Genomic DNA, 23,644 nt, shown 5'->3' on the forward strand with positions numbered 1-23,644 from the left:
CCCGGAGGAGTGCAGGTGGGAAGTCCCGAGGAGGCCCGGCAGGCCCGTGTACGGCTGCCTCAGCTGAGGCTGGACGAACTGCTGGAGGAGCTGCAGGCACGGCTGGACGCGGCCCGTGGGACGCGGGACCGGGTGCACAGTCTCCTGGAGGCGGTGCTCGCGGTGGGGCGGGAGCTGGATCTGGAGCAGGCGCTGCGCAGTATCGTCCAGGCCGCGGCGGCGCTCGTCGACGCCGAGTACGCGGCGCTCGGTGTCATCGGCCCGGACGGCAGGCGGTTGTCGGCCTTCCACACGGTCGGCGTGAGCGAGGAGCAGATCGCCCGGATCGGTGCGTATCCGGAGGGGCACGGGATCCTGGGAGAGCTGATCCGCCGTCCCGAGCCGTTGCGTCTGGAGAAGATCTCCGAGCATCCCGCCTCCTACGGCTTCCCGGCCCACCATCCGCCGATGAACACGTTCCTGGGTGTCCCGATCCGGGTGCGTGACCAGGTCTTCGGCAATCTGTACCTGACGGAGAAGCGCGGTGGCGGCCCCTTCGACGAGGAGGACGTCTCGGTCACGCAGACGCTGGCGGTGGCCGCGGGCGTCGCTATCGACAACGCCCGGCTGTACGCGGAGTCCCGGCTGCGTGAGCGGTGGCTGCGGGTCAACGCGGAGATCACCCACAGCCTCATGTCCGGGGCGGAGCGCGCGGAGACCCTCGGGCTGATCGCCGACCGGGCCCGGGAGATCACCGGGGCCGCCCTGGCCCTCGTCGCGATGCCCATGGCGGACACCGGCCCGCTCACCGTCGAACTCGCCCTCGGACACGAGGCGGAGGAGCTCCGAGGGCTGGTGCTGCCGGCCGACGACCCCCTGATCGGCGAGGCGTTCTCCACCGGGAGCGCCGTCACCAGCGCGGATGTCACCGACGAGGAGCGGGTCCTGACCGGGCCGCTGCGGTCCACCGGACTCGGCCCGGCCGTCGCCGTTCCCATCGGCACCGGCGCGGACGGCGTCCGGGGCGTGGTCCTCCTCGTCCGGGAGAGCGACGGCATGCCGTTCTCGGCCAAGGAGACCGAGTCCCTCCAGGTGTTCGCCGCGCAGGCGGCGATCGCGATGGAGCTGGCGGAGCGTCGCCGGGACGCCGAGGAGATCGCGGTGCTCCAGGACCGCGACCGGATCGCGAGGGACCTGCACGACCTGGCGATCCAGCGGCTCTTCGCCACCGGCATGACGCTGCAGAGCGCGGGGCGCTTCATCGAGCATCCAGAGGCCTCGGAGCGGGTGCTCCGAGCCGTGGACGACCTCGACGAGACCATCAAGATCATCCGTTCGACCATTTTCGGACTGCGCACGCACGGGGCCGCCACGGGATCCGGCTTGCGGGCCCGTGTCGTGCGGCTCGTCGGCGAGGCCGCGCCGGTGCTGGGATTCGCCCCCAGCGTGCGCATGGAAGGTCTGGTGGACACCGAGGTGTCGCGCGAGATCGCCGACCACGTCGTGGCCGTGCTCTCCGAAGCCCTGACGAACATCGCCCGGCACGCCCGGGCCGACCGCGCCGACGTGGCCCTCAGGACCGACGGACGCGAGGTGCTGCTGTCCGTCGGCGACAACGGCGTGGGCATTCCTGCGGGCGGTCGCCGCAGCGGTCTGCGCAATATGGCCGAGCGCGCGCAACAGCTCGGCGGAAAGCTGGAGTTGAGCACGCCCGAGGGGGGCGGGAGCACGCTGGTGTGGCGCGTACCGCTGGGGGAACCGGAGCAGCGGGGGGACTGACGGCCGGTCCGGCGCGCGCTCCGGTCGCGGGTGCGGCACGTGGCCTCGGGTCAGCCGCGGACGCCGCTGCCGTACGGGGCGTAGAGGTCCAGCAGCCTGTTGCGCGACGCCTGGAGCCGCTGGGCGACCACCCGGCCGACCCAGGTCGCCACCGCCCGGCCGAATTCGGGATCGCGGGCGCACATCGCCCGCACCGCGTCGGCGTCGAACTCGTGCGCCCGCACCGGGCTCGCGGCCTCCGCGCCCAGCTGCCACACGTACGGCGCGAAGTGCCAGGACCAGCCGACGAGTTCGCCGTGGCCGAGGGACTCGATGACGGCGGCGCGCCGTCCCGGAACGTGCAGGTCGAGCGCGACGGTCCCGCTGCGGATGATCCAGAAGCGGTCGGCGTGCCGGCCCTCCTCGAAGAGCCGCGCGCCGGACGGGAACGAGACCTCTCGGGCGAGACACATCAGCTGTTCGCGGTGCTCGGTCCCGAGAGCCGCGGTCATGGTGGTGGCGGAGGTCATGGCTCCGGCTCCCTTCTTCCCTGTGCCCGCAGCCGTTCGGTGAGTGCGACGTGCCCATCGGGGGTGGGGGAGGGCTGCTGCTCCCAGCCGGTGCCCGTGGTCCCAGCCTCTGCCCGGGCGGGGCCGGGTACCACGGGCCGCCCGGGCCCTTCCGGGGCCGTTCGGCCCTGCCCGCGCAGGCTCCACCCTCCCGCCCGCACGGAAGGCGCACGGGCACACGACCGGACCCCGTGCAGGGTGCCCCGGGCCGGGGTCCGGTCGTGCGGGTCCCCCCGTGCCGTCAGGTGCGGTGGAGCAGAGGCCGGGCGGCCTTCGCCAGGCTCGGCTGGAGGCGGCGGGCGACATCGAGGTGGTCGGCGGTCCAGATGATGCGGACGGCGGTGGCCGCCCCCCGGCCGCCCGTGTCGGACAGGTCCTGCTGCAGACAGTCGACGAGCCGTCCCTCCACCGCCGGGCTGCGGGGCAGCGGGTCCGGGACGTCCGCGCCCCGGCCCAGGGTGGCGGCGAGGTCCCGGTACCAGTCGGTGATCCGGCCGGCCGCTCCCACGATGACGAGCCGCGCGTCCGCCCGGTCCGCGGCGCTGTCCTGTCCGCCGGACCGCTTCCACAGGCCCAGGACGGCGTCTGCGGCGAGCCGCAGACCCACGATGCCCGTGACCAGCGCGGTCATGTCGGCGAGTGCCGTCGGCTTCGGGCCGCGCTCGGCCAGGTAGCTGCGGAAGGTGTCGTCGAGCCGGCGGGCGGCGGCGGCAGCGTCGCGCCGCTCCTTGAGGGGAGCGTCCGCCGAGACGGGCCCGGCGCCGCACAGCCCGACCGCGTACTCCACGGTCCCGGCCAGATAGCGGGCGCTCTCCGTGTACGCCTCGGCGAGCGCGCGGCTGACCGCGGCGGCGGCGCCACGCGGCCAGAAGAACAGGCCCATGACCACGCTCACGGCGCAGCCGAGGCCGATGTCCTGGATGCGCAGCAGCACGATCCGCCAATTGGGGTCGTGGCCGATGTTGAACAGGATGACCAGGGTGACGGTGAACGCCGCCTGGCCGGCGGCGAAGGAGATGGACGAGGGAGCGATGCCCGCGAGCAGTACGGCCACGGGCAGCAGGAACCAGAGCACGGTGCCGTGGTGGCCGATGAGGTGGAGCAGCCCCGCGCCGATGATCGAGCCCGCGATGGTGCCGGCGACGGCGCGAACGGCGTTCTGCCCGGTGTTGAGGGCGTTCGAGCGCAGCACCGACAGGGTGCCCAGGGTCACCCAGAAGGAGTGCTGGAGCGTCGTCACCTTGGCGAGGGCGACCGCGATGCCGAGTCCGAGCGCGCCGCGGAGGCTGTTGTGCAGCCACACGGACTGCGGCTGGAGGTAGGCCGCGGCCCGCTCCCGGGCCGCCGCCAGTGGCTTCGCCAGGGCCCCGGGCTCGCGGCCGAGGAGGGCCTCCGGCCAGCTGCGCCGGTCCGCGGCGGCGGCCAGGTCCACGTTGCGGGCGATCTGCAGTGTCGCGAAGCCGACCTCCTGGGCCCGGAACGACAGGTCCAGCACACCGATGAAGGGATGTACCTGCGTCCGGGTGGCCGTCGCGTCGTGGTGCACGGGCAGCCGGGTGGTGGCGTTGCCCTCCATGTCGTTCATGGCCGTGCGCAGATCGCCCTGGGCGGCGCGCAGGGCGTCGGGCGAGTCGCGCGGGCGGTCGAGCAGCGCGGCGGATTCGTCGAGCAGACGGGCGGCGGCCCGCCGTACGGCATGGGCGTCGTCGTCGCAGAGCACCCGCTCCTTCTCGGGCGGCACGCTGTCGGCCAGGATGTCGCCGAGCCAGGTCAGCTCGTCGACCAGGCGGACGATGGCCCGTGAGCCCGCCGAGAGGCCGGTCGGCCGGTAGGGCGTGGCGTCGAAGACGGCCCGCAGGTCGGCCGCCGCGGCGGCGGCCACGTCGGCCGTGGCCCGGCACTGCGGGCCGCTCGCCGCGTCCGGGCCGCCGGCCAGCAGGGACGCGTCGGTGCGCAGTTGCTCGGCGGCGGCGCGGCACACCCGTGCGGCCGGTTCGGCGAGCGGGTCCCTGACCGGCCGGGGCCACAGCAGGGAGATCGCGAGCATGGCGGCGACGGACGCGATGCCCGCTCCGGCGAGCCGCGCGGGCAGCACGGACAGCGGCTCCGGCGAGGTCACCGGGAGGATGAAGGCCAGCAGGAGGGCGGTCGACGCGCCCGCGAGGACGGAACTGACCACGCCCGAGAAGAGCACCAGGAAGCCGATCACGACCGTGACGGTCACCGCGAGCCAGATCTGGAAGGCCACCACGCTGCCGAGGCAGATGAGCACCCCCCAAGCGAGGGCGAGGCCGACGTGCGCCCGCAGCCGCTGCGTCATCGGTCCGGTGAAGTCGACGAAAAGGAGCATCGCCAGCGAGCCGAAGGCGGCGTACGTCGCCATCGTCGGCGAGCCGATCACCTGGGTGCACAGCGCGAACAGGGCGGGCATCACGAAGGCGGCCCGCCCGGCGCGACGCGTCGCCGCGAACTCGGGATCGTGGTCACGCAGCCACGAAGCGAACGAGCCGTCGTGAAGGATCCGGCCGGGTCTCTGCACGGCCCAGCACACCTCCCGTCGCCGGCATGTCCGCCCGAGCCCCGTGCGAACGTGAACGCCCCCGCAAGCGACCATGCCACGCGAACGCCGCCCCTGCGCGGGATGTCCCCCGAGCCAGCACGGGATCTGACGTCTGCCGCCCGGTCACGTGCCATGCGCGCGTGGCACATGACCGGGCGGGCGCGCGGGACGTCGGCCGGCCGCGGGCAGCCGCGGCTCCGGGCCCGCCGAACGGCCGCGCGAGGCCGCGCGGCCGTGTGTCGTCCGCTCGGACGACCGGCTGCCCGACGCCCAGCAGGTTCCCCTCGCTGTCGCGGAACCAGGCGCCGCGCTCCCCGCGGGCGCCCTTGCTCGGATAGTTCCCCTCGATCTCGGCGATGCCGTCCCGGGTACGGAACCCGGGCACGTCGACCTCCTCGAACACCACTCCCCGCCGCCTGAGTTCGGTCACGACCGCCTCGATGTCCTCGACCTCCCACCCCATCCGGGTGAACGTGCCGGGCGAGGAGCCCGTCGACCGTCACACCACGAAGTGCGTCCCGCCGCACCGGTACAGCAGCCCGCCGGGACGCTCGTCCACGGGCTCCGGACCGAGTTTCTCGGCGCAGAAGCGCCGCGCCCGGTCGAGGTCCCGGGCGGGCAGCCTGGTAGCCACGCGCCCACCGGCCAGTCCGTTCCGCTCGTCTGCGTCCATGGCGCCACGGTGCCCGGGACGGGACCGCGGGTCATCCGGGAGCGGGGGAGCGGTCGAACGTGCGGACCAGCAGGAGCGCCACGTCGTCGTCGGGCTCGGGGTGCAGTGCGCTGATCAGGGCGTCGCTGGTCTTCTCCAGGGAGTGCCGCGAGCGCTGCGCCTGCTGGAGGAGCCGTGTCATCGCGTCCAGCGCGGTGTCGATGGACTGGGCGCGGTTCTCGACCAGCCCGTCGGTGTAGAGCGCGAGCAGCGAGCCGGGCGGCATCTCCTGCTCCATCGTGGCGAAGGGAATGCCGCCGACACCGAGGGGCACGCCACCGGGGATCTCGAGGAGTTCCGCGCCGCCGTCGGGGTGGATCATGACGGGCGGGAGGTGCCCGGCGCTGGAGAGCTCGCAGGTGCCCTTGCGGGGATCGCACACCGCGTACACGCAGGTGGCGATGGTGTCGCCGAGGGAGGTCGCGATGTCGTCCAGATGGTGCAGCAGCTCGGCGGGCGAGGGGTCCAGACGGGCCAGGGCACGGGTCGCGGTGCTCAACTGCCCCATGATGGCCGCGGCCTGGACGCCCTTGCCCATCACGTCGCCGACGATCAGACCGGTCCGGCCTTCGCTCAGGTGCAGCACGTCGTACCAGTCCCCGCCGACCTCGCTCAACGCCGGGAGATACCGGAACGCGACGTCGAGCCCCTCGTGGTCCACGGGCGCGGGCGGCAGCAGGCTGCGCTGCAGGGTCAGGGCCGCGCTGCGTTCGCGCCCGTAGAGGCGGGCGTTGTCCACGCTGATCGCGGCGCGCGCGGCGAGTTCGGAGGCGAGGACGCGGTCCTGCTCGTCGAACGGCCGGGAGTTGACGCTGCGGTACAGGCTGAGCGTGCCCAGCACTTCGCCGCGTGCCACGAGCGGGACCGCCAGGTACGAGTGGACACCGGCCGTGCGCAGGGTCTGTGCCGCGTGCGAGTCCCGGGCGATGCGGCGCATCATCCCGGGATCCACGTGTTCCACCAGGATGGGCCTGGCCTCCCGTACGCACTCGGTGATGATGCGGGTGGAGCCGTAGGTGGCGAGTTCCCCCACCGGGTCCGCGGCGTGAATGGCGTCCGTGAGGTAGCCGGCCGCCACCGCCAGTGCCCTGAACTCGGCGTACGCGTCGGGGCTGACCGGGGCGGTGGTGCCGTGGGTGACCACGGCTTCGAGCACGTCGACCGCGGCCAGATCGGCGAGTTGGGGCACCGCCACGTCGGCCAGCTCCCGGGCCGTCTGCTGGAGGTCCAGCGTGGTGCCGATACGGACACCGGCGTCCGCGATCACGGACAGCCGCTCCCGCGCCCGCGCGATCTCGGCGGCCGCCTGCTGGCGTTCGGTCACGTCGATGACGGCCACGGCGAGTCCGAGCACGCGGCCGTCGGCGTCCTCGATGCGATGGTACGACTCGGAGTAGGCGCGGTCCTCCTTGTCCGCCGGTGTCCTGCCGACGGTCAGCTCGTCCAGCAGGGACCTCCCGCTCGCCAGCACCAGACGCATGCGCGCCTCGATGGCCTCCGTGTCCAGGTCCGGCAGCATCTCCCGGACGCGGCGTCCCAGGACGGCCTCCTCCGACAGGCCGTTCATCCGTTCCATCGCCGGGTTGACGCCCACCCAGCGCAGATCGGTGTCGAACACGGCGATGCCGACGGGGGTCTGATGGACGAGGCTGTGCGACAGGGCCAGGTCCCGCTCCACGCGCCGTACCGTCGCGGCGTCCGTGGCCAGTCCCAGAAGATGGGCCTGGCCCTGACCGTCCCGCAGCCGCATGGTGCGGAACTCCACCGAGCGTTCGGTGCCGTCCCGGTGCTGGAGCGGGAACACACCCGCCCACCGTGCTCCGGAGCGGACCTGTGCGAACAGGTCACGGGCGCGCTGCCGGTTCTCCGGCGACACCAGCAGGTCGTCGGCCCGGTGGCCCAGGGCCTCGTGCGCGCCATAGCCGAACAGTTGCTCCGCCTCCGGGCTCCAGAGCACGATGCGCCCGTCGCTGTCGAGCACCACCGCCGCCACCTGCAGCAGATCCAGCAGCCCGCCGGGCGCCGCGGTGATCCCGTCGTCCTCACCGGTGGCATGTCCGTGCATCCCAGCCGCTCCTTCCGGCGCGGCAGGGGCACCGCCAAGATCCGTCCTGCGGGTCCTCCGATTACGTCACAGCGCGACCGGCAGGGCAACAGCTGTGCGAAGAGTCGGCACACGATGCGCACACGCGGCGAGAGAAGACGGCGGGTGTTCCCCGTACCGGGTGCGCGACCGTACGAGTGACGGTACGGGGGGCACGTGCCGAGGCACCTGGTCACCGGGCCGGCCCCGCCCTCTGGGGTGCGCGGACGAAGCGGCCGACGTCGCCCCCGGCAAGCCGCTCCGTCGTCAGACCACGGGCCCGCCCGGGCCGGCGTACGCCGTGTAGTGGGCGGGCGTGTGGTCGACGGGCAGGCCGGGCCGCCAAGCCGTGAGGATCTGGGCGGAGCACACGAACAGCCCGTCCGGCAGCGCGTCCAGGGCCCACCAGCGCCAGTCGCCGACGCGCTCTCCCGGCTGGTCGGCCGGTTCACCGCGCCAGTTCGTGACCACGGCACCGACGGTGACGCGCGGGACGCCGCCGGCATGGTCGAGGAGTGTGCCCAGCAGGCGCACGTCCGCGGGCCGCGCGTGCAGTCCGGTCTCCTCGGCGAGTTCGCGTACGACGGTCTCCTCGAGGGATTCCCCGGGCTCCACGGTTCCGCCGGGCAGCTCCCAGGTCCCGTGGCGGTGGCGGCCCAGCAGGAGGCCGTCGGGTCCGTGGAGGACCGCGCCCACACCGAGCGCCGCGTGCGCGACCGGGGGCTTGTCGGTGCGGGGCCGGGACGTGCGGCGGGCGGGCCTGCGCACCTGGAACAGCAGGTAGGAGGCGTGGTTGTCGGCACCCGGGACGTCGAACACGTCGACCCGCTCCACCTGGAGTCCATGCGTGACGAGCAGGTCCTCCCAGGCCTGTGACGTGAGGACCCACATCCGGACGGCGAGGTCCCCGCCGCCCGCCGGCCGCAGGGTCTCCGGACGGGCGGCGACCGCCGTGGAGGGCCCCGTTCCCGCGGAGTTGGTGTGCAGCACCGTGAAGCACAGCCTCCCGCCGGGCCTGAGCGCGCCGGCCAGGGCGGGCAGCAGCCGATGAGGATCGATGTACGGGACGGCGTGGATGGAGTAGATCACGTCGTACGGCTCGGCCGTGCGCAGGTGCTCGACGGCGTCGCCGAGGACCAGCCGCAGGCCCGGCAGTTCGCCGTACCGGGCACGGGCCCGGTCGATCTGGGAGGCCGAGACGTCGACCGCGTCGACGAGCGCTCCGTACGCACGCACGAGGTGCGCCGCGTGCCGGGCAGGACCGCACCCGAGATCGAGCACGCGTCGGCCCGCGAGGTCACCGAGGACCTCGGCCCCGGGAGCCGCGTCCGTGCCGATCCCCCAGTCGATGCGCTCCACCTCGGCCAGGACCGTGGCCCGGCCCAGGTGGTGCGTCCCATAGGCCTGCCAGGCCTCGGCATTGACCGCTTCGGCGTCGACCGCCGCGGAGTCCACCGTCCTGCACCTCCCGTACGAGGGGAACGCGGCACCGGGCGCGGGCCGCGTGTCGAGGAGGCCGCCGCTCGGGGTACCCCGCGGACGGTCGTCCCTGGCCGCATTGTGTCCGTCCGGCGAGCCCGCCGTCCTCCGGATCACCGACCGCGACCGAATGCGCGTCCCCCGGCGAGGGAGCGGGCCCGGCCGACGGCGGTCAGCGCGCGTGCAGGCGGCGGTGCAGTGCGTGCACCTGCTCCGTCAGTTCCGGCACCGGGCCCTCGACCACGACCCCGGGGGCCACCTCGTTGACCGGGAGGGGACGCACCGGAGCCGCGGGCACCCCCAACTCCGTGAGCCATGTGGCAAGTTGCTCGGACGAGGCGACGTACACGATGCGTCCGAGACCCACCCACGCGTGGGCGGCCGCGCACATCGGGCAGTGTTCGCCGGAGGTGTACACGGTCGCCGCGGCGCGCGCCTCGGGTGTCAGGTGCGCGGCGGACCAACGGGCCAGTTCGAATTCCGGGTGGCGGGTGTGGTCACCGCCCGCCACCCGGTTGCGGTCCTCGGCGAGCACGGTGCCGTCCGCGCCCACGAGGACGGATCCGAAGGGCTCGTCACCGGCCTCCAGCGCCTCGGTCGCCAGTTCCACACAACGGCGCAGGTACGGCAGTTCGCTGTCCTTCAGCACGGTCCGCGGCCTCCTTCCGGAGTGATCTCCACACGGCAGCGTAGGCGCTCGCCACGGTGACGGGGCGGCAGGGACGACAGGGTGTCGGGGCGACCGGACGGCGCAGCGGCGCGGAGGGCGCCGCCCGGAGCACACCGAAGGCCGCGTCCCGCGCGCCGGGCCGCCGATACTCCGTTGCGGGCACGACCCGCGTCGGCTACAAGTGATCTCCGGATCCCGGCCACCAGGGACGAGGACCGTGACGACGAGAGGAGGGATGAGCCGATGAATCCCATGACCATCGCGCCTGTCGTCTCCCGGGGCACGCGACACAGCTGACCCCAGGACGGGACAGGCACTTTCACCGGAGTGTGCCGAGACCGTGGAACCGAACGAATTGACCATGCGCCCGATCACCGGACGCGAGGAGATAGACCTCTTCAACCGACTGCCCTACACCCTCAACGACGAACTGGCGGACGACCTGACCCACAGCCGCCGCCGACCCGAATGGATGTGGGTCGCGCTGCGCGGCGACCGACTGCTGGCCAGGACCGCCTGGTGGAGCCGCCCGGGGAGCGACACACCGCTCCTGCTCGACCTCGTCGACGTCGACGACGGCCTCCCGGACACCGACCGGGTGGACATCGGCGTCCGGCTGTTGCGCACCGCGATGGCCGCCACCCTGCCCGAGGGCTCCCGTCCACCCGAGTACACGCGCTACGTCCCGCCCGGATGGCGCGACGACGGCGCCGCCCGGAGCGTCGTCGAGGACCGTATGACGATCCTGGAACGCGCCGGTGCCCGCCTCTTCGTCGAGCGGCTCCGCCTGGAGTGGCGGCCGGGCACCCCGGTCCCCGAGCCGAGCGGACGACTCGTGTTCCGGCCGGTCCGGGACGCCGAGGAACTGCTCGACCTGATGACCTCGGTGCTGGAGGGCACCCTCGACGCGCACAGCCGCGACGACCTGACCCGGATGTCCCCGCGCGATGCCGCCGTCTCGCACTACGAAGGGGAACTGGCCAAGTACGCCAGCCCACGGGACTGGTGGCGCGTCGCCACCCTGCCCGGGGGTGGCCCCGTGGGATTCGTGGTCCCGGCCCACAACGGCTACAACCCGATCATCGCCTACCTCGCCGTCCTGCCCGAGCACCGCGGGCGCGGCCACATCGACGACATCCTCGCCGAGGGGACCCGCATCCTCGCCGGGCAGGACGTCCCCCGCGTCCGGGCCTCCACGGACCTCGGGAACACCCCCATGGCGAACGCCTTCCGGCGCGGCGGATACGCCGACTTCGGAGGCGAGATCAACATGACCTGGCGATGAGAGGAGCCCGGTACCCGGGGCCGAGAGACCCCGGGTGCCGGGCACTTCCAGGAGCTTCACGTATGCGGCACCTCATGGTCCTTGCGTGCGGAAACACGCGAGGGATCTTCCGCAACGCCCCCCGGCCGTGCACAGTCGGGAGCCGTCGTGAAACGGCGCGTGCGACTTCGTCGGGAGGACAGTTGATGGGAGCACACCACCGCGCGCGGGCGGCTGCGGAGGCGGCGGGGCCCGCGGCGGACGGGATCGGCCGCCGAAGGTTCCTGGGCTATGTGGTGGCCGCGTCGACGCTGACCGTCGCCGCCCAGCTCGGGGAGTCGGTCCTCGCCCCCGACGAGGCCGCGGCCGTGGTCCCCTCGGTGCCGGGTCCGGCCGAGATCTACGACCTCAACGACATGCTCACCCATGCGACGCTGCCCACGGCGAACCTGATCACGATACGTGTCGAAGCCGACGGAACGGTGTCCTTCGCCCTGCCCCGGGCCGAGGTCGGGCAGGGCATCACCACGTCCAGCGCGATGCTCATCGCCGAGGAGCTGGACGTGCCGCTGGACCGGATCAGGGTGACGCTCGCCGACGCGCGCCCCGAGCTGCTGTTCAACCAGCTCACCGGCGGGTCGAACACCACCGTCTCCACGTTCACCCCGATCCGGGTGGCCGCGGCCGTCGCACGCGAGCGGCTCCTGAAGGCGGCGGCACTCGAACTCGGCGAGGCCGTCGGCATCCTGACCACCAAGGCGGGCGCGGTCGTCTCCTCCGTGACGGGCAGGAGCCTGAGCTACGGCGAACTGGCGGCGAAGGCAGCCTCGGTGAGCACCGGGCAGGTGTCCGTGGCGCTCAAGAAGCCCGCCGAGTTCAAGGTCGTCGGGACCGCGCAGCGGCGCATCGACGCCCTGGAAGCGGTCACCGGCCGCAAGAAGTTCGCCATGGACCTGCACGTCCCCGGCGCCCTGCCGGCCATGGTGTGCCGACCGCCGACGATCAACGGCACGGTCCGGTCCGTGGAGAACCTCGACGAGGTCAGGTCCATGCCCGGCATCACCGACGTCGTACCGGTCTCCACCGGAGTCGCCGTCCGCGGCCGCACCTTCGGCCAGTGCATCGACGCGGTCCGCGCGCTCAGGGCGAGCTGGGGCCCGGGTACCGCCGACGGCGCCTCCGACGACAGCGTCCGCGACGAACTGCGCCGGGCCGAACTGCCGCTGCCCGCACTGAACTTGCTCACGAAGGCCGTCGACGCGCGTTTCACCTTCCACTTCGCCAGCAACAGCGCCCTGGAGCCCAACTGCGCGGTCGCCGACGTCCGCGCGGACTCGGCGGAGATCTGGGCGAGCCTGAAGTCCCCGATCGTGGCCCAGGAGGAGATCGCGCTGAAGCTCGGTCTGCCCGTGTCCGCGGTCAAGGTGCATGTCACCGAGGGCGGCGGGTCCTTCGGGCGCAAGCTCTTCCACGACGCCGCCGCCGAGGCCGCCGAGATCTCCAAGGCCATGGGCAAGCCGGTCAGGCTGATGTGGCACCGCACCGACGACTTCCGTCAGGGCCGCACCCACCCGATGTCCACGTCCCGGGTGCGCGCCACGTACGCGCTCGGCGAAGTGCTCGCCTACGACCAGCGGCACACCTCCGTGGCCACCGACTTCGGGCACGGCGTCGGTGAGATCATCACCGCCGAGGCCGCCCGGCTGCCCGTCGGCGACCTCACCTTCTCCGAGACGATCTTCACCCTCACCCAGCAGACCCCGTACCACTTCGGCCTCGTCACCCAGTTGCTGAGCGAGACCGACAAGCGTTTCAACACCGGCTCCATGCGCAACATCTACTCGCCCAATGTGCGGTGCGCGCAGGAACTCGTCGTGGACGAGCTCGCCAGACGCATGGACAAGGATCCCTACCGGTTCCGGCGGGGGCTCCTGAAGGACGAGCGGGGGCGGGCGGTCCTCGACAAGGTCGCCGAGGTGGGGCGCTGGGGCCGGAGCATGCCCGCGGGCACCGCGCAGGGCATCGCGATCCACCCCGAGTACCACTCCTACGTCGCGGTCCTCGCCGAGATCGACTGCCGCCCGGAGACGACCGGCCGGCAGATCCCCGACGCCTGCACCGGACCACGCGTCACCAAGGTCGTCTGCGCCGTCGACGTGGGGCTCGCCGTCAACCCCCGAGGGCTGGAGGCCCAGATGATGGGCGGCATCATGGACGGTATCGCCATCACCCTCACCTCCGGACTGCACCTGGAGAACGGTCATTTCCAGGAGGGGAGTTGGGACAACTACTTCTACACCCGCCAGTGGAACACGCCTCCCCAGCTGGAGATCGTCGTGATGCCCACGACCACCGGTGAACCGGGCGGCGCAGGGGAACTCGCCGTCGCGGGCGCGATGGCTGCGGTGGCCTGTGCCTACGGCCGCGCGACGGGCACCATGCCCACGGTCTTCCCGGTCAACCACGCGGGGCCGCTCGGATTCGAACCGCTGCCCACCACACCGCCGATCCCCGCGTCCCCCACCGACGGCCTGAGCCGCGCCTTCTAGGAGCCCCCGTGCCCGAACGCACTTTCATCCTCAACGGCAAGCCCGTGACCGTCGACATCGAGGACGACGTACGCCTGCTGTGGGTGCTCCGCGACGTCCTCGGCGTCACCGGGCCCAAGTACGGATGCGGGCTCGGCGTGTGCCAGGCCTGTACGAGTCACATCAACGGCAAGGCGTTCAACCCCTGTTCGGTGCCGGTGAAGGACATCGGCCGGGAGGACGAGATCACCACCATCGAGGGATTGCCCGCCACCGTCGGCAAGGACCTGCATCCGATGCAGGAGGCCTGGCTGGAGTACGACGTCGCGCAGTGCGGCTACTGCCAGCCCGGCCAGATCATGACCGCCGTCGCCAAGGTCCGCCAGGCCAGGGAGGAAGGCCGCGACATCTCGGAGGCGGACCTGGACGAGATCCGCAACATCTGCCGCTGCGGCACCTACCACCGCATTCGGGAGGCGATCGTGGCGGGGGCGAAGAGGTACTGAGCCGGCGGCCGACCGGGCGACTGCCCGGCCCCGGCGCGCGCACGTGACGGAATGCGCGTGCCCGGAAGCCCAACCGCCGTGGCGGATGGGGTTGTTGGGCCGGGAGTGTGGCAGCGTGGGGTCATCGCCCCGTGGATCACAGGGGACGATCCGCCACCACGGGGACCGGAACACGACGACGAAGAGGTGACTCATGTCGAAGCCCCCCTTGCCCGAGGGTGCCGTCGAGATGCTGAAGAAGCCCAATCCGGCCGTCATCGCCACGATACGGTCCGACGGGCAGCCGGTGTCCGCCGCCACCTGGTACCTCTGGGACGACGGCCGGGTGCTCGTCAACATGGACGAGGGCCGCAAGAGGCTGGAACACCTGCGCAACGACCCCCGCGTCACCCTGACGGTCCTCGACGCCGACAGCTGGTACACGCACGTCACCTTGATCGGACGCGTCGTGGAGATGCGCGACGACGAAGGGCTGGCGGCCATCGACCAGTTGTCGCAGCACTACGTGGGACACCCGTACGTGCAGCGGGGGCGCAAGCGCGTCAGTGCCTGGATCGAGATCGACCGCTGGCACGGCTGGGGCGGTTTCCGGGACAGCGGACAGGTGTCCGGCTGAGACCGGCGACGGGAGTTCCGCTCGTCAGCGCGGCGGATCCGGCGGAGCCGGAGAACGGCCCCTCGCCGAGCTGACCTCCCGGGTGCCGTGACCGGCCCGGAGGCCGCTCCGAGCGACCTCCGGCTTGGGGTATGATGATTCCAGAGCAGGTCACCGCAACTGTCGGTGACAGGCCGTGCGTTGGTGGTCCAAGGAAAGACGTCCCGCTTCCTGCGGGGAGATGCAGGTGCAAGGCCTGCCCGGCGCTCAGGAACACACCCCACCGCCCGATCGGGCGGTGGGGTGTGTGCGTTGTGGCGACGGACGCGGCAACCCCGGACGCCGTCGCCGCCCGGCGGTCCGTCGCCGGCCTTCCGGCGCCCGGCCCGGGGCATGATGAGCGCGTGGAATTCGAACCGTACCGGGGTGAGTTGGTGGCGTTCTGCTACCGGATGCTGGGCTCGTTCCACGAGGCCGAGGACATGGTGCAGAGGAGACACTGCTGCGTGCCTGGAAGGCCCGTGAGCGGTACGACCCCGCCCGCGCCTCGATGCGCACCTGGCTGTACCGGATCGCGACCAATGTCTGCCTGACCGCCCTGGAGGGCCGCGGACGGCGGCCGCTGCCCTCTGGACTGGGTGCGCCGGACCACGACCCGAAGGCGCCGCTCACGCCCGCGACCGGCGTCCGCTGGCTCCAGCCGTTCCCCGACGGACGGTTCGACACGGAGTCGCGGGCCGATCTGCGGCTGGCCTGGATCGCTGCGACCCAGCGGCTGCCTGCGCGCCAGCGCGCCGTGCTCGTCCTCCGGGACGTCCTGGACTTCACCGCGGCCGAGGTCGCCGGGCAACTGGACACCACGGCCGCCGCGGTCAACAGCGCGCTGCAACGTGCCCGCGCCGCCCTGCGCGGCGTCGACGACGCGGCCGCCGTCTCCGAACCGGCCGACCCCGAGGTGCGCGCGGTGGTCCAGCGATACATGGCGGCCTTCGAGGCGGCCGACGTGCCCGCGCTCGTACGGCTGCTCGCCGAGGACGCGGTGCTGGAGATGCCGCCGGTGCCGCTGTGGTACCGGGGGAGCCGCGACTACGGCCGGTTCATGGAGCGCGTGTTCCGGACGCGCGGGAAGGACTGGACCGTGCGGCGGTCGACCGCCAACGGGCAGCCCGCCCTCGCCGCCTACGCCCCGCACCCCGGCGGCGGACACCTGCTGCACACGGTGCAGGTCCTCACCGTCGCCGGGGGCCGCGTCACGCACAACGTCGTGTTCGCCGACCCGGGCGTACTGGACACCTTCCGGCTGCCCGCGCGCCTTCCCGCCGGCTGATCGCGTCCGCGGCGATGAATCGGGCCGGTGTCGCCGGTACGCACTGGTGACACCGAATCGAAGGGCTTCGCATCATGAGCGTCATCGTCATCGAGTTCACCACCCTGGACGGAGTCGTGTCCGACCCGGACGGATCCGCGGGCACACCGTCGGGCGGCTGGGCCTTCCGGTACGGCCCGGAATCCGTCGCCGGGGACACGTTCCGTCTCGGCAGCGCGCTGGACGACGGGGTCCTGCTGCTCGGGCGCCGGACCTGGGACTTGTTCTCCCGGCTGTGGCCCGACCGGGACGACCCGTTCTCCGCCCGGATGAACGCCGTACCGAAGCTGGTCGCGACCCGCACGCTCACCGACGTCTCCGCGTGGCAGAACTCGCGGGTCCTCGACCGGGACCTGGCGGACGCCGTGCGGAGCGAGCGGCGCGACGTCGTCGTCACCGGCAGTCTCGGCGTCGTGCGCCGGCTGATGTCCCACCGACTCGTCGACGAATACCGGCTGTTGACCTTCCCCGTCGTCCTCGGCACCGGGCAACGCCTCTTCCCCGCCGACGGGCCGCCCGCAGAGCTGGAATGCGTGTCGGTGGAACAGGTCGGCGCCGCCGTCCTCACGCGCCACAGGAGCACCGGCCGGCCCGTCGCCCGATAGAAGGCCCCACGGCTCTCGGCCCGTGAACCGCCCGCGTCCGGTCACCTGACGGATCCCGCGCCGATGCGGATCCTTCTCCTGCCGACGCGGGCGGGAACCACACCCCTTTTCGCAGGGGACCGCGGTGGCGCGCTCAGGAAGCAGCCCGGCACGGTGCGGGTGGACAATTGGGGCAGAGTACCGCTCCGGAACGGAAGGGGAAGCACGTGGCCATCGTCTCCCGCGGCTTTCACGGACGACCGAGACCCCAGGCCGGGCGGCTGCCACCGGGCCAGTACGAGACGTACGACTTCCCGGTGCTCTCGGCGGGGCCGACCCCCCGGATCGAGCAGGATGCGTGGGAGTTCACGGTCACCACGGAGGCCGGTGAACGGCACCGGTGGAGCTGGGCCGACCTGATGGGCCTCCCGGCCGAGCGGCCGACCGTCGACCTGCACTGCGTCACCAAGTGGTCCAAGTTCGACACCACGTGGCAGGGCGTGTCACTGGACGTGCTGCTGGAGGACGTGGAGACGGCGGCCGACTACGCCCTGGTCCACTCCTACGGCGGCTACACCACCAACCTGCCCCTGGAGGACCTTCTCGACGGGAAGGCCTGGATCGCCTACGGCTACGACGGCGACGACCTGCACCCGGAGCACGGCGGCCCGGCCCGCCTGCTGGTCCCGCACCTGTACCTGTGGAAGTCCGCCAAATGGGTGCGCGGCATCCAGCTGCTGCTCGACGACGAACCGGGCTTCTGGGAGAGCGCCGGCTACCACGACTACGGAGACCCATGGCGCGAACAGCGGTATCAGGGAGACTAGGCGACCGTCTGCGCTGGCGCGTGGGCACACTCGTCGAGCGGCGGCCGGAGACGCCCGCCGCGCGCACCCTCGTCCTGGACGTCCCCGGCTGGCCCGGCCACCTGCCGGGGCAGCACGTGGACGTGAGGCTGACGGCCGAGGACGGCTACAGCACGCAGCGCAGCTACTCGCTCGCCTCCGCGTCGGACACCGGCCGTATCGAACTCACCGTCCAACGCGTACAGGACGGAGAGGTCTCGCCGTATCTGGCCGACGACTGGACCGTCGGCGACGCCGTGGAACTGCGCGGGCCCGTCGGGGGCTGGTTCGTGTGGCGCGCCGACCAGAAGGAGCCCGTCCTGCTGGTGGCGGGCGGCTCCGGCATCGTCCCGCTGATGGCCATGATCCGCACCCGTCGTGCCGTGGGCAGCCGGGTCCCCTTCCGGCTCGTCTACTCGCTGCGCACGCCCGAGGACCTGATGTACGCGCAGGAGCTGCGCCGGGGCGATCCCGGACTGGACACCGCGTACGTCTACACCCGCAGCGTGCCGGACGGCCTGCGGCGCCCGCCCGGGCGGCTGGGCATCCAGGACCTGGCCGCGGCGGGCTGGCCCGCGGAGTTCGAACCCGCCGTCTACGTCTGCGGACCCACCGGCTTCGTGGAGCACGCCGCGGATCTGCTGGTCGACCTGGGCCACGACCCCGGGCGCATCCGTACCGAGCGCTTCGGCCCGAGTGGAGGCTGACATGGACGCATTCCCCGGCTCCGACGCCTACCAGGACGGGAACGTCCTGGCCGGGCCCCTCTCGGAGATCTTCACCGTGGACCTGACCGCCGCGACCGGCCGCTGCGCCGGCTGCGGCAGCACCGGTCCGCTGGCCGAGCTGCGGGTCTACGGGCCCGCCCCGGGCCTGGTGGCCCGCTGCTCGCACTGCGAACAGGTCGTCCTCCGTCTGGTCCGCGGTCCCCAGGAGGCATGGCTCGACCTGCGCGGCGCGGTGTCCCTGCGCATCCCGCTGCCCGACGCCTGACCTCCTCGGCCCGCGGCGCGCTCCTCCCCACGAAAGATTTGAACGTGTTCAAGTCTTGGGCGTAGGCTCGCGCCGTACAGGGAGGGGGAGGCCCGTGAAGGTCGTCATACCCGGTGGGACCGGGCAGGTGGGTAGGGTCCTGCGGCGCGCGCTGAGCGCCGCGGGACATGAGGTGGTCGTCCTGACGCGACGACCGACGCGCCGGGGCGAAGTGCCGTGGGACGGACGGACCCTGGGGTCCTGGGCCGACGTGATCGACGGCAGCGACCTCGTCGTCAACCTGGCCGGGCGCAGCGTGAGCTGCCGCTACACCGCGCCCAACCTGCGCGCCATGATGGACTCGCGTGTGGACTCCGCCCGTGTCGTGGGAGAGGCGATCGCCGCGGCCGCCGCACCTCCCCGCGTCTGGATGCAGATGAGCACCGCCACCATCTACGCCCACCGCTTCGACGCACCCAACGACGAGCGGCACGGCGTGCTCGGCGGAGCGGAACCCGGCGTCCCCGGCTACTGGGCCTACAGCGTCGACATCGCCAAGTCGTGGGAACGGGAGCAGGAACGGGCCGACACCCCCGGAACCCGCAAGGTCGCCCTGCGCTCGGCCATGGTGATGAGCCCCGATCCGGGCGGCGTCCTCGACGTGCTGCTGCGGCTCGCACGACTCGGCCTGGGCGGACCGGTGGCCGGTGGCGCGCAGTACGTGTCCTGGATCCACGACCGCGACTTCGTCCGCGCGGTCGAGTTCCTGACCGACCGGGAGGACATCGCCGGACCGGTGAACCTCGCCGCCCCCGCCCCGCTGCCGCATCGCCTGTTCATGCACGCGCTGCGCACCGCCTGGGGTGTCCCGGTGGGCCTGCCCGCGACCGGATGGATGGCCGAGATCGGTGCCTTCGCACTCCGCTCGGACACCGAACTGCTGCTCAAGAGCCGACGCGTCGTCCCGGGCCGCCTCATGGACGCGGGCTTCACCTTCGACCACCCGGAGTGGGGCCCGGCCGCCGACGATCTCGTACGACGGGTCCGCGGCCGACGGGGCACCGGCATGCGACGGCCCGCCGCCACCGCCGGGTGACGTCATCACGGTGGAGTCAGTCCCACAAAAGCGATACCTGGGTCAGTTCCACAGGGGGTACGTCATCACCTGCGTGTAGCCGTCCGGCCGGCTCTCGGGGTAGTGCAGGCTCATCTTCGTGTAGTGCTGCATCCCCGGCTGCTTCTTCCACGACTGCGGGTTCTCCAGGCGCACGATCACCTCGTAGGCATGGAACTTGCCCGCCGCGCAGTACGGCTTGCAGTCGTTCACCATGTTGACGCCCAAGGCCGTCGCCGAGTTGGCGTCCCACTGCGTCCAGCGGAGCGAGCTGAGGCGGCTGTTGCCGTCGCCGCAGGCGAGCATGAAGTCGGCGGGGCGCACCTGGGGCTGCCAGAAGCAGTCGACGATGACGGGCCGGGTCGGCGGCCGGCCCGTGGGACTCGCCGAGGGAGACGGCTCCGATGTGGCGGCGGAGGCCGTCGCCAGAGCCGCCACCAGTGACGCGGCGGCGCAGAGCGTGGCCATTGTCCTTGCTGTGTGTCTGCGCATCCGTACACTCCCGGCCGTGCGTCCTCGGCCCCCTGGCCGGTGTCCGTTCCCGCGGTCGCCGGCCCCGTCGACCTCTGTGCGGGCCACCGTGCGGGGCGGACTCCGGGCAGCCCTGCCGCCCTCGTTCGCCGGCGATCGTCTCTTTGTCGACGCTACGACCACGTCCTGTGATGCGCCACTCGTACGGAGCAACACCGGCGTGTGCGCGAAGGCGGCGTCGAGACACGCATCGGCGAGGGGGGAGCGGCTCTCGGACGTCGGGAAGCGTGGTCGTCACGCGTTCCTCCACCCCCTGCCCCCGGGCTGCCGCGCGCAGCTGCTCGAGGCCGGTGGCGGAGAAGTCGGTGGCGCGGACGGTGAAGGCTTCACGGGCGAAGTACAAGGTGTCACGGCCGTGCCCCGCGCCCAGTTCGAGCACGTCCCGGGCACCGGCGGCCCGGAACGCCGCGGCGGCGTGGACGGCGGGTGCGGACGGTGCCTGGCCGTAAATACCGGGATGATCGCTGCAGGTCCGCTGCCAGTGCCGTTGCTGCGCGTCGCCCGGTCCCCGCGGGTCTGCTGCCACCTGCGGTCCCTTCACCTCGTGCGGCCCGCCGGCCGCACGTCACCGTCGCCGAGGGCAACGGAGGCGGGCTGTCGAAGGCCGGCCGACCTGCGTTGTCAGTGCCGCCTCATACAGTGGGGGACATCCATCAGCCCATGCTGGCTGCGTGAGCTGGACCGTCCCGTCCCGGCGTGATGCACCGGGACGGGGCGCGGTACGGCGACACCCCGCGACGTGTCGCAGCGATCACGTTCCGATGCCGCACGACCCGCGAGTCGAATCCTTCATGCGCCTTCCGCATATGTCATGGGTTGCAGGTGGTAGCTTCGGCGGAATGGGGATGAGTCTGGAGGACCGTGCGCGATCGGCGGTGGCCGCGCTCCTGCACGCGACCGGCGAGTCGCAGACCGACCTCGCCACGGCCCTGGGCGTGAGCCAGGCCCAGGTGAGCCGTCGTCAGTCCGGTACGGCCGCATGGAGCCTGGCGGACTGCGAGGCGGTGGCCGCGCACTTCGGCATCGACGTACTGGACCTGCTGGCCGGTCCGACCCGGGCCTTCGAGTGCCTGCCCGTCGGCCGCCGCCGTACGAGCGGACGCCGTGCTCCCGCCGCCGTCCGGGCCGGTTCGAAAGAGGTGGCACGATGACGGACTTCGACGCGATCGACGCGCTGCTGGCCAACGCCAGGCAGGAGGCTCCGCTGCCGCCGGCCGAGGCACGGCGACCCCTGCGCGAAGAGCTGAACCTCTCCCGCGCCCAGGTGGCGCAGGCCCTCGGCGTCAGCCCCTCCACGGTCGGCGGCTGGGAGTCGGGGCGGGACCCGAGCGGCGAAGTCCGTGAGAAGTACGCGTACTTCCTCGAAGGCGCGCGGGCCAGGCTTCAGGCCCGGGCCGAGGAGGAGGCGGCCCAGGCCCTCGCGTCCGCGGCCGGCACGGCGGCGGACGACGGGAGCGGCATCGACGCCGGTGACAGTGACGGCGTGCCGGTCGGCGGCCCGGCGGACGAGGTCGAGGTCCTCCCGGCGCCCCGGCCCTGTGTCCTGTGCGGCAGTCCCGCCCACCACCAGGTCGCGGGTTTCCCGCAGCACCTGGATGCGGCGGATTGCGCCCCGGACTCACCGGCGGACCCGACGAACACCGCGTCGGCGCGGCCGACCGGGCCCGCACCGGCGCGTTCGGCCGGGCCCGTGGTGGTGCGGACGGCCGGAACCACGCCCGCGGAGACGGAGCCGCCGGCCCGTTCCCCGAGGGCCGCGGCGACCGGCAGCCGGGGCAAGCCGGTGACGGTCGTCCCCGTCGGCCGCCGTGTGCGGGCGGCCTCCGACACGCCCGACCCGATCGGCGCGGCCGTGGCCGAGGCGCTCACGACGCACCGGGGAGACACCGCGGCGGCCACGGCGGCACTCGTGAAGCGAGCCATTCCGGACGCCATGGCGCTGCTCGACGAGACACGCAAGGGCGGGCGGTACGACGTCGTCGCCCACCCCTGGATCCCGGACGTCCTGCGCAAGCAGACCGCACGCGGCTCGGACCGGATCTGGGAGGCCCGTCCCAAGTGGACCCGCCCCGAACTCCCCTCGGGCCCGCACGAGGTGACCGCTCTCGACGTCAACGGTGCCTATCTGTCCGCGCTGAAGACGCATCTCCCGATCGGGCAGTTGGAACACTCGACGGGAGGGGACCACGACCGTCGCCGTTCCGGCGTGCATCTGATCACGCCGTCCGCGTGGGACCACGAGGCGGTCCTGCCCAACCCGCTCGGCAGCCGCGACGAGCCGGGCCCCCTGTGGGTCACGGAGCCGACCCTGCGGCTGCTGCTGCGGCTGTCCGGACCGAAGTACGGACTGTGCGACCCGCCGGAGATCCACGAGTCGTTCACCTCGGGGGCGACGGAAGGACTGCTGGAGAAGTTCCGCGTCGCCCTCAAGGACGCCCGCGACCGGGCGATCGCCGAGGACGACGAGGTGACCCTGGAGTACGTGAAGGCGATGTACTCCAAGTTCGTCTCGACGATGGGGGAGTCGAACTACAACCGGGAGCTGTACCGGCCGGACTGGATGCACCTGATCCGCTCCCAGGCGTTCGCCAACCTCTGGATGAAGGCGTACAAGGCCTACGACGAGGGCCTGATGGTCGTCCGCGCCATGGGCACCGACGAACTGCACGTCACCGGCGACTGGCGCGCGGTGTTCCCGGAGGGCCGCGGTGTCGCCGAGGTGAAGGTCAAGGACACGTACACGGTCGGAGAATGAGCAGGTCGCGCCACCGGTGAGGCCGGGCGGCGCCCTTCACGGCCGGCACGGCCCCGGCCTGTAGCATGTCCGCGCACCGACGTGCGCTCTGTCGAAAATCAGTCGAGGGCCGACATGGTGGGTGGTGAGGGGACGAAGTGCCGGAGAGGAACATCGAGTTCGGGAAGTTCGGGGCTCGTGGCATCAAGGGCCATGAGGCCGTCGCCCGTCAACTCGACGCACTCGCGGGCTTCGTCGTCACACCGATCACGGCCCGGCGAGGTCTGGCGGCACGGCTGCACTACCTCACCCGCAGCGCACACGCCCGCGAGGCGGCCCGCGCGGCCGGTCTGACGGTCACCGACCGCACGCTCACGGCGTGGCTGGACGGCAGGCGCAGCCCCTCGAAGAGGAATCTCGAACGCATCGAGACCGCCTACCGGACCGTGCGTCGCCACAACGTGGCCCGCTATCTGCTCGCCCGCCTGAACCGCCAGGGCCGGGGCACCCGCGTCGAGTTCCACCCGCTCAACCAGTCCCAGGTGTCCCGCCCCCAGCAGCGCGTGGCCGAGTACCGCACCCTCAACGTCCGGCGCTGGGACCGCATCGTCGAGTCATGGGCCGTGGACGACGAGGCCGCACTCGACGAGGCCTGGATCAGTGACGTGGTCGTCGACCTGGGCTCCCAGTGGGGCCAGTACGAGTACGTCACGAACATCGGGTTCGCGGCCTGACGCCCAGCGGCCCGACAGCCCGGCGCCCCGACCCGCCGGCCTCCTGAGGCGGTGGCCGGGC

Annotated in this window: 20 protein-coding genes and 1 pseudogene; 14 read left to right on the forward strand and 7 right to left on the reverse strand. The window is 72.5% G+C overall.

Annotation, left to right across the window (positions count from 1 at the left end):
• Nucleotides 1-15 precede the first annotated feature (15 nt).
• Entirely contained in the window at nt 16-1,758 is a 1,743-nt protein-coding gene (locus ACZ4IF_RS37000; RefSeq protein WP_467571205.1) for a sensor histidine kinase, read from the forward strand.
• Nucleotides 1,759-1,808: 50 nt separating this feature from the next.
• Here the strand turns inward: ACZ4IF_RS37000 and ACZ4IF_RS37005 are convergent, their stop codons facing one another.
• The 6 genes and pseudogenes from ACZ4IF_RS37005 to ACZ4IF_RS37030 form a co-directional block, all read right to left on the reverse strand.
• On the reverse strand, nt 1,809-2,267 hold the full coding sequence (locus ACZ4IF_RS37005; RefSeq protein ID WP_359504781.1) for a Crp/Fnr family transcriptional regulator: 459 nt from the start codon (nt 2,265-2,267) through the stop codon (nt 1,809-1,811).
• A 280-nt stretch (nt 2,268-2,547) separates the two neighbouring features.
• Nucleotides 2,548-4,845, reverse strand: coding sequence for an FUSC family protein (locus tag ACZ4IF_RS37010; protein WP_467571208.1), 2,298 nt, complete (start codon nt 4,843-4,845; stop codon nt 2,548-2,550).
• Between the two features lie 271 nt (nt 4,846-5,116).
• Nucleotides 5,117-5,539 (reverse strand): annotated as a pseudogene (locus ACZ4IF_RS37015) (VOC family protein); the annotation flags it as partial.
• A 31-nt stretch (nt 5,540-5,570) separates the two neighbouring features.
• Nucleotides 5,571-7,643: a SpoIIE family protein phosphatase gene (locus ACZ4IF_RS37020; protein ID WP_467571211.1), complete on the reverse strand. Its 2,073-nt coding sequence runs from the start codon at nt 7,641-7,643 to the stop codon at nt 5,571-5,573.
• A gap of 285 nt (nt 7,644-7,928) precedes the next feature.
• Entirely contained in the window at nt 7,929-9,116 is a 1,188-nt protein-coding gene (locus tag ACZ4IF_RS37025; RefSeq protein WP_467571213.1) for a bifunctional class I SAM-dependent methyltransferase/NUDIX hydrolase, read from the reverse strand.
• Nucleotides 9,117-9,312: 196 nt separating this feature from the next.
• A complete protein-coding gene (locus ACZ4IF_RS37030) occupies nt 9,313-9,789 on the reverse strand; it encodes a nucleoside deaminase (protein ID WP_467571216.1) in 477 nt (158 codons plus the stop codon).
• Between the two features lie 382 nt (nt 9,790-10,171).
• Between ACZ4IF_RS37030 and ACZ4IF_RS37035 the strand changes: the two genes are divergently transcribed.
• The 10 genes from ACZ4IF_RS37035 (at nt 10,172) to ACZ4IF_RS37080 (ending at nt 19,566) form a co-directional block, all read left to right on the forward strand.
• Nucleotides 10,172-11,095, forward strand: coding sequence for a GNAT family N-acetyltransferase (locus ACZ4IF_RS37035; protein WP_467571219.1), 924 nt, complete (start codon nt 10,172-10,174; stop codon nt 11,093-11,095).
• 185 nt (nt 11,096-11,280) lie between these two features.
• Entirely contained in the window at nt 11,281-13,623 is a 2,343-nt protein-coding gene (locus ACZ4IF_RS37040) for a molybdopterin cofactor-binding domain-containing protein (protein ID WP_467571222.1), read from the forward strand.
• Nucleotides 13,624-13,631: 8 nt separating this feature from the next.
• Complete coding sequence (locus ACZ4IF_RS37045; protein ID WP_359501967.1) at nt 13,632-14,108, forward strand: (2Fe-2S)-binding protein; 477 nt, start codon at nt 13,632-13,634, stop codon at nt 14,106-14,108.
• Between the two features lie 193 nt (nt 14,109-14,301).
• Nucleotides 14,302-14,724 carry a PPOX class F420-dependent oxidoreductase gene (locus ACZ4IF_RS37050; RefSeq protein ID WP_359501965.1) on the forward strand — a complete coding sequence of 141 codons (423 nt, stop codon included), beginning with the start codon at nt 14,302-14,304 and terminating at the stop codon, nt 14,722-14,724.
• Nucleotides 14,725-15,253: 529 nt separating this feature from the next.
• Complete coding sequence (locus ACZ4IF_RS37055) at nt 15,254-16,030, forward strand: RNA polymerase subunit sigma-70 (protein ID WP_467571227.1); 777 nt, start codon at nt 15,254-15,256, stop codon at nt 16,028-16,030.
• Between the two features lie 74 nt (nt 16,031-16,104).
• Complete coding sequence (locus ACZ4IF_RS37060) at nt 16,105-16,674, forward strand: dihydrofolate reductase family protein (protein ID WP_467571230.1); 570 nt, start codon at nt 16,105-16,107, stop codon at nt 16,672-16,674.
• A gap of 206 nt (nt 16,675-16,880) precedes the next feature.
• Nucleotides 16,881-17,480, forward strand: a complete 600-nt coding sequence (locus ACZ4IF_RS37065; protein ID WP_467571233.1) for a sulfite oxidase-like oxidoreductase — start codon at nt 16,881-16,883, stop codon at nt 17,478-17,480.
• Nucleotides 17,450-18,205: a ferredoxin reductase gene (locus ACZ4IF_RS37070; protein WP_467571236.1), complete on the forward strand. Its 756-nt coding sequence runs from the start codon at nt 17,450-17,452 to the stop codon at nt 18,203-18,205. Before ACZ4IF_RS37065 ends, ACZ4IF_RS37070 begins: the two co-directional genes overlap by 31 nt.
• A 1-nt stretch (nt 18,206) precedes the next feature.
• Nucleotides 18,207-18,491 (forward strand): DUF6510 family protein, encoded by a 285-nt coding sequence (locus ACZ4IF_RS37075; protein ID WP_345658872.1) that lies wholly within the window; start codon nt 18,207-18,209, stop codon nt 18,489-18,491.
• A gap of 94 nt (nt 18,492-18,585) precedes the next feature.
• Nucleotides 18,586-19,566, forward strand: a complete 981-nt coding sequence (locus ACZ4IF_RS37080; RefSeq protein ID WP_467571240.1) for a TIGR01777 family oxidoreductase — start codon at nt 18,586-18,588, stop codon at nt 19,564-19,566.
• Nucleotides 19,567-19,608: 42 nt separating this feature from the next.
• On the opposite strand, the gene ACZ4IF_RS37085 is transcribed toward ACZ4IF_RS37080, so the two are convergent.
• Complete coding sequence (locus ACZ4IF_RS37085) at nt 19,609-20,076, reverse strand: hypothetical protein (RefSeq protein WP_467571242.1); 468 nt, start codon at nt 20,074-20,076, stop codon at nt 19,609-19,611.
• Between the two features lie 878 nt (nt 20,077-20,954).
• On the opposite strand from ACZ4IF_RS37085, the gene ACZ4IF_RS37090 reads away from it, so the two are divergent.
• From ACZ4IF_RS37090 to ACZ4IF_RS37100, 3 genes are all read left to right on the forward strand, one after another.
• The gene (locus ACZ4IF_RS37090; protein ID WP_467571245.1) at nt 20,955-21,266 is read left to right on the forward strand and encodes a helix-turn-helix domain-containing protein; all 312 of its coding nucleotides are present in this window, start codon (nt 20,955-20,957) and stop codon (nt 21,264-21,266) included.
• The gene (locus ACZ4IF_RS37095; protein WP_467571248.1) at nt 21,263-22,870 is read left to right on the forward strand and encodes a helix-turn-helix domain-containing protein; all 1,608 of its coding nucleotides are present in this window, start codon (nt 21,263-21,265) and stop codon (nt 22,868-22,870) included. Before ACZ4IF_RS37090 ends, ACZ4IF_RS37095 begins: the two co-directional genes overlap by 4 nt.
• A 137-nt stretch (nt 22,871-23,007) precedes the next feature.
• Nucleotides 23,008-23,583: a transcriptional regulator gene (locus tag ACZ4IF_RS37100; protein WP_467571251.1), complete on the forward strand. Its 576-nt coding sequence runs from the start codon at nt 23,008-23,010 to the stop codon at nt 23,581-23,583.
• Nucleotides 23,584-23,644: the final 61 nt, after the last annotated feature.

The sequence above is a fragment of the Streptomyces sp. NPDC025784 genome, from assembly GCF_055558435.1.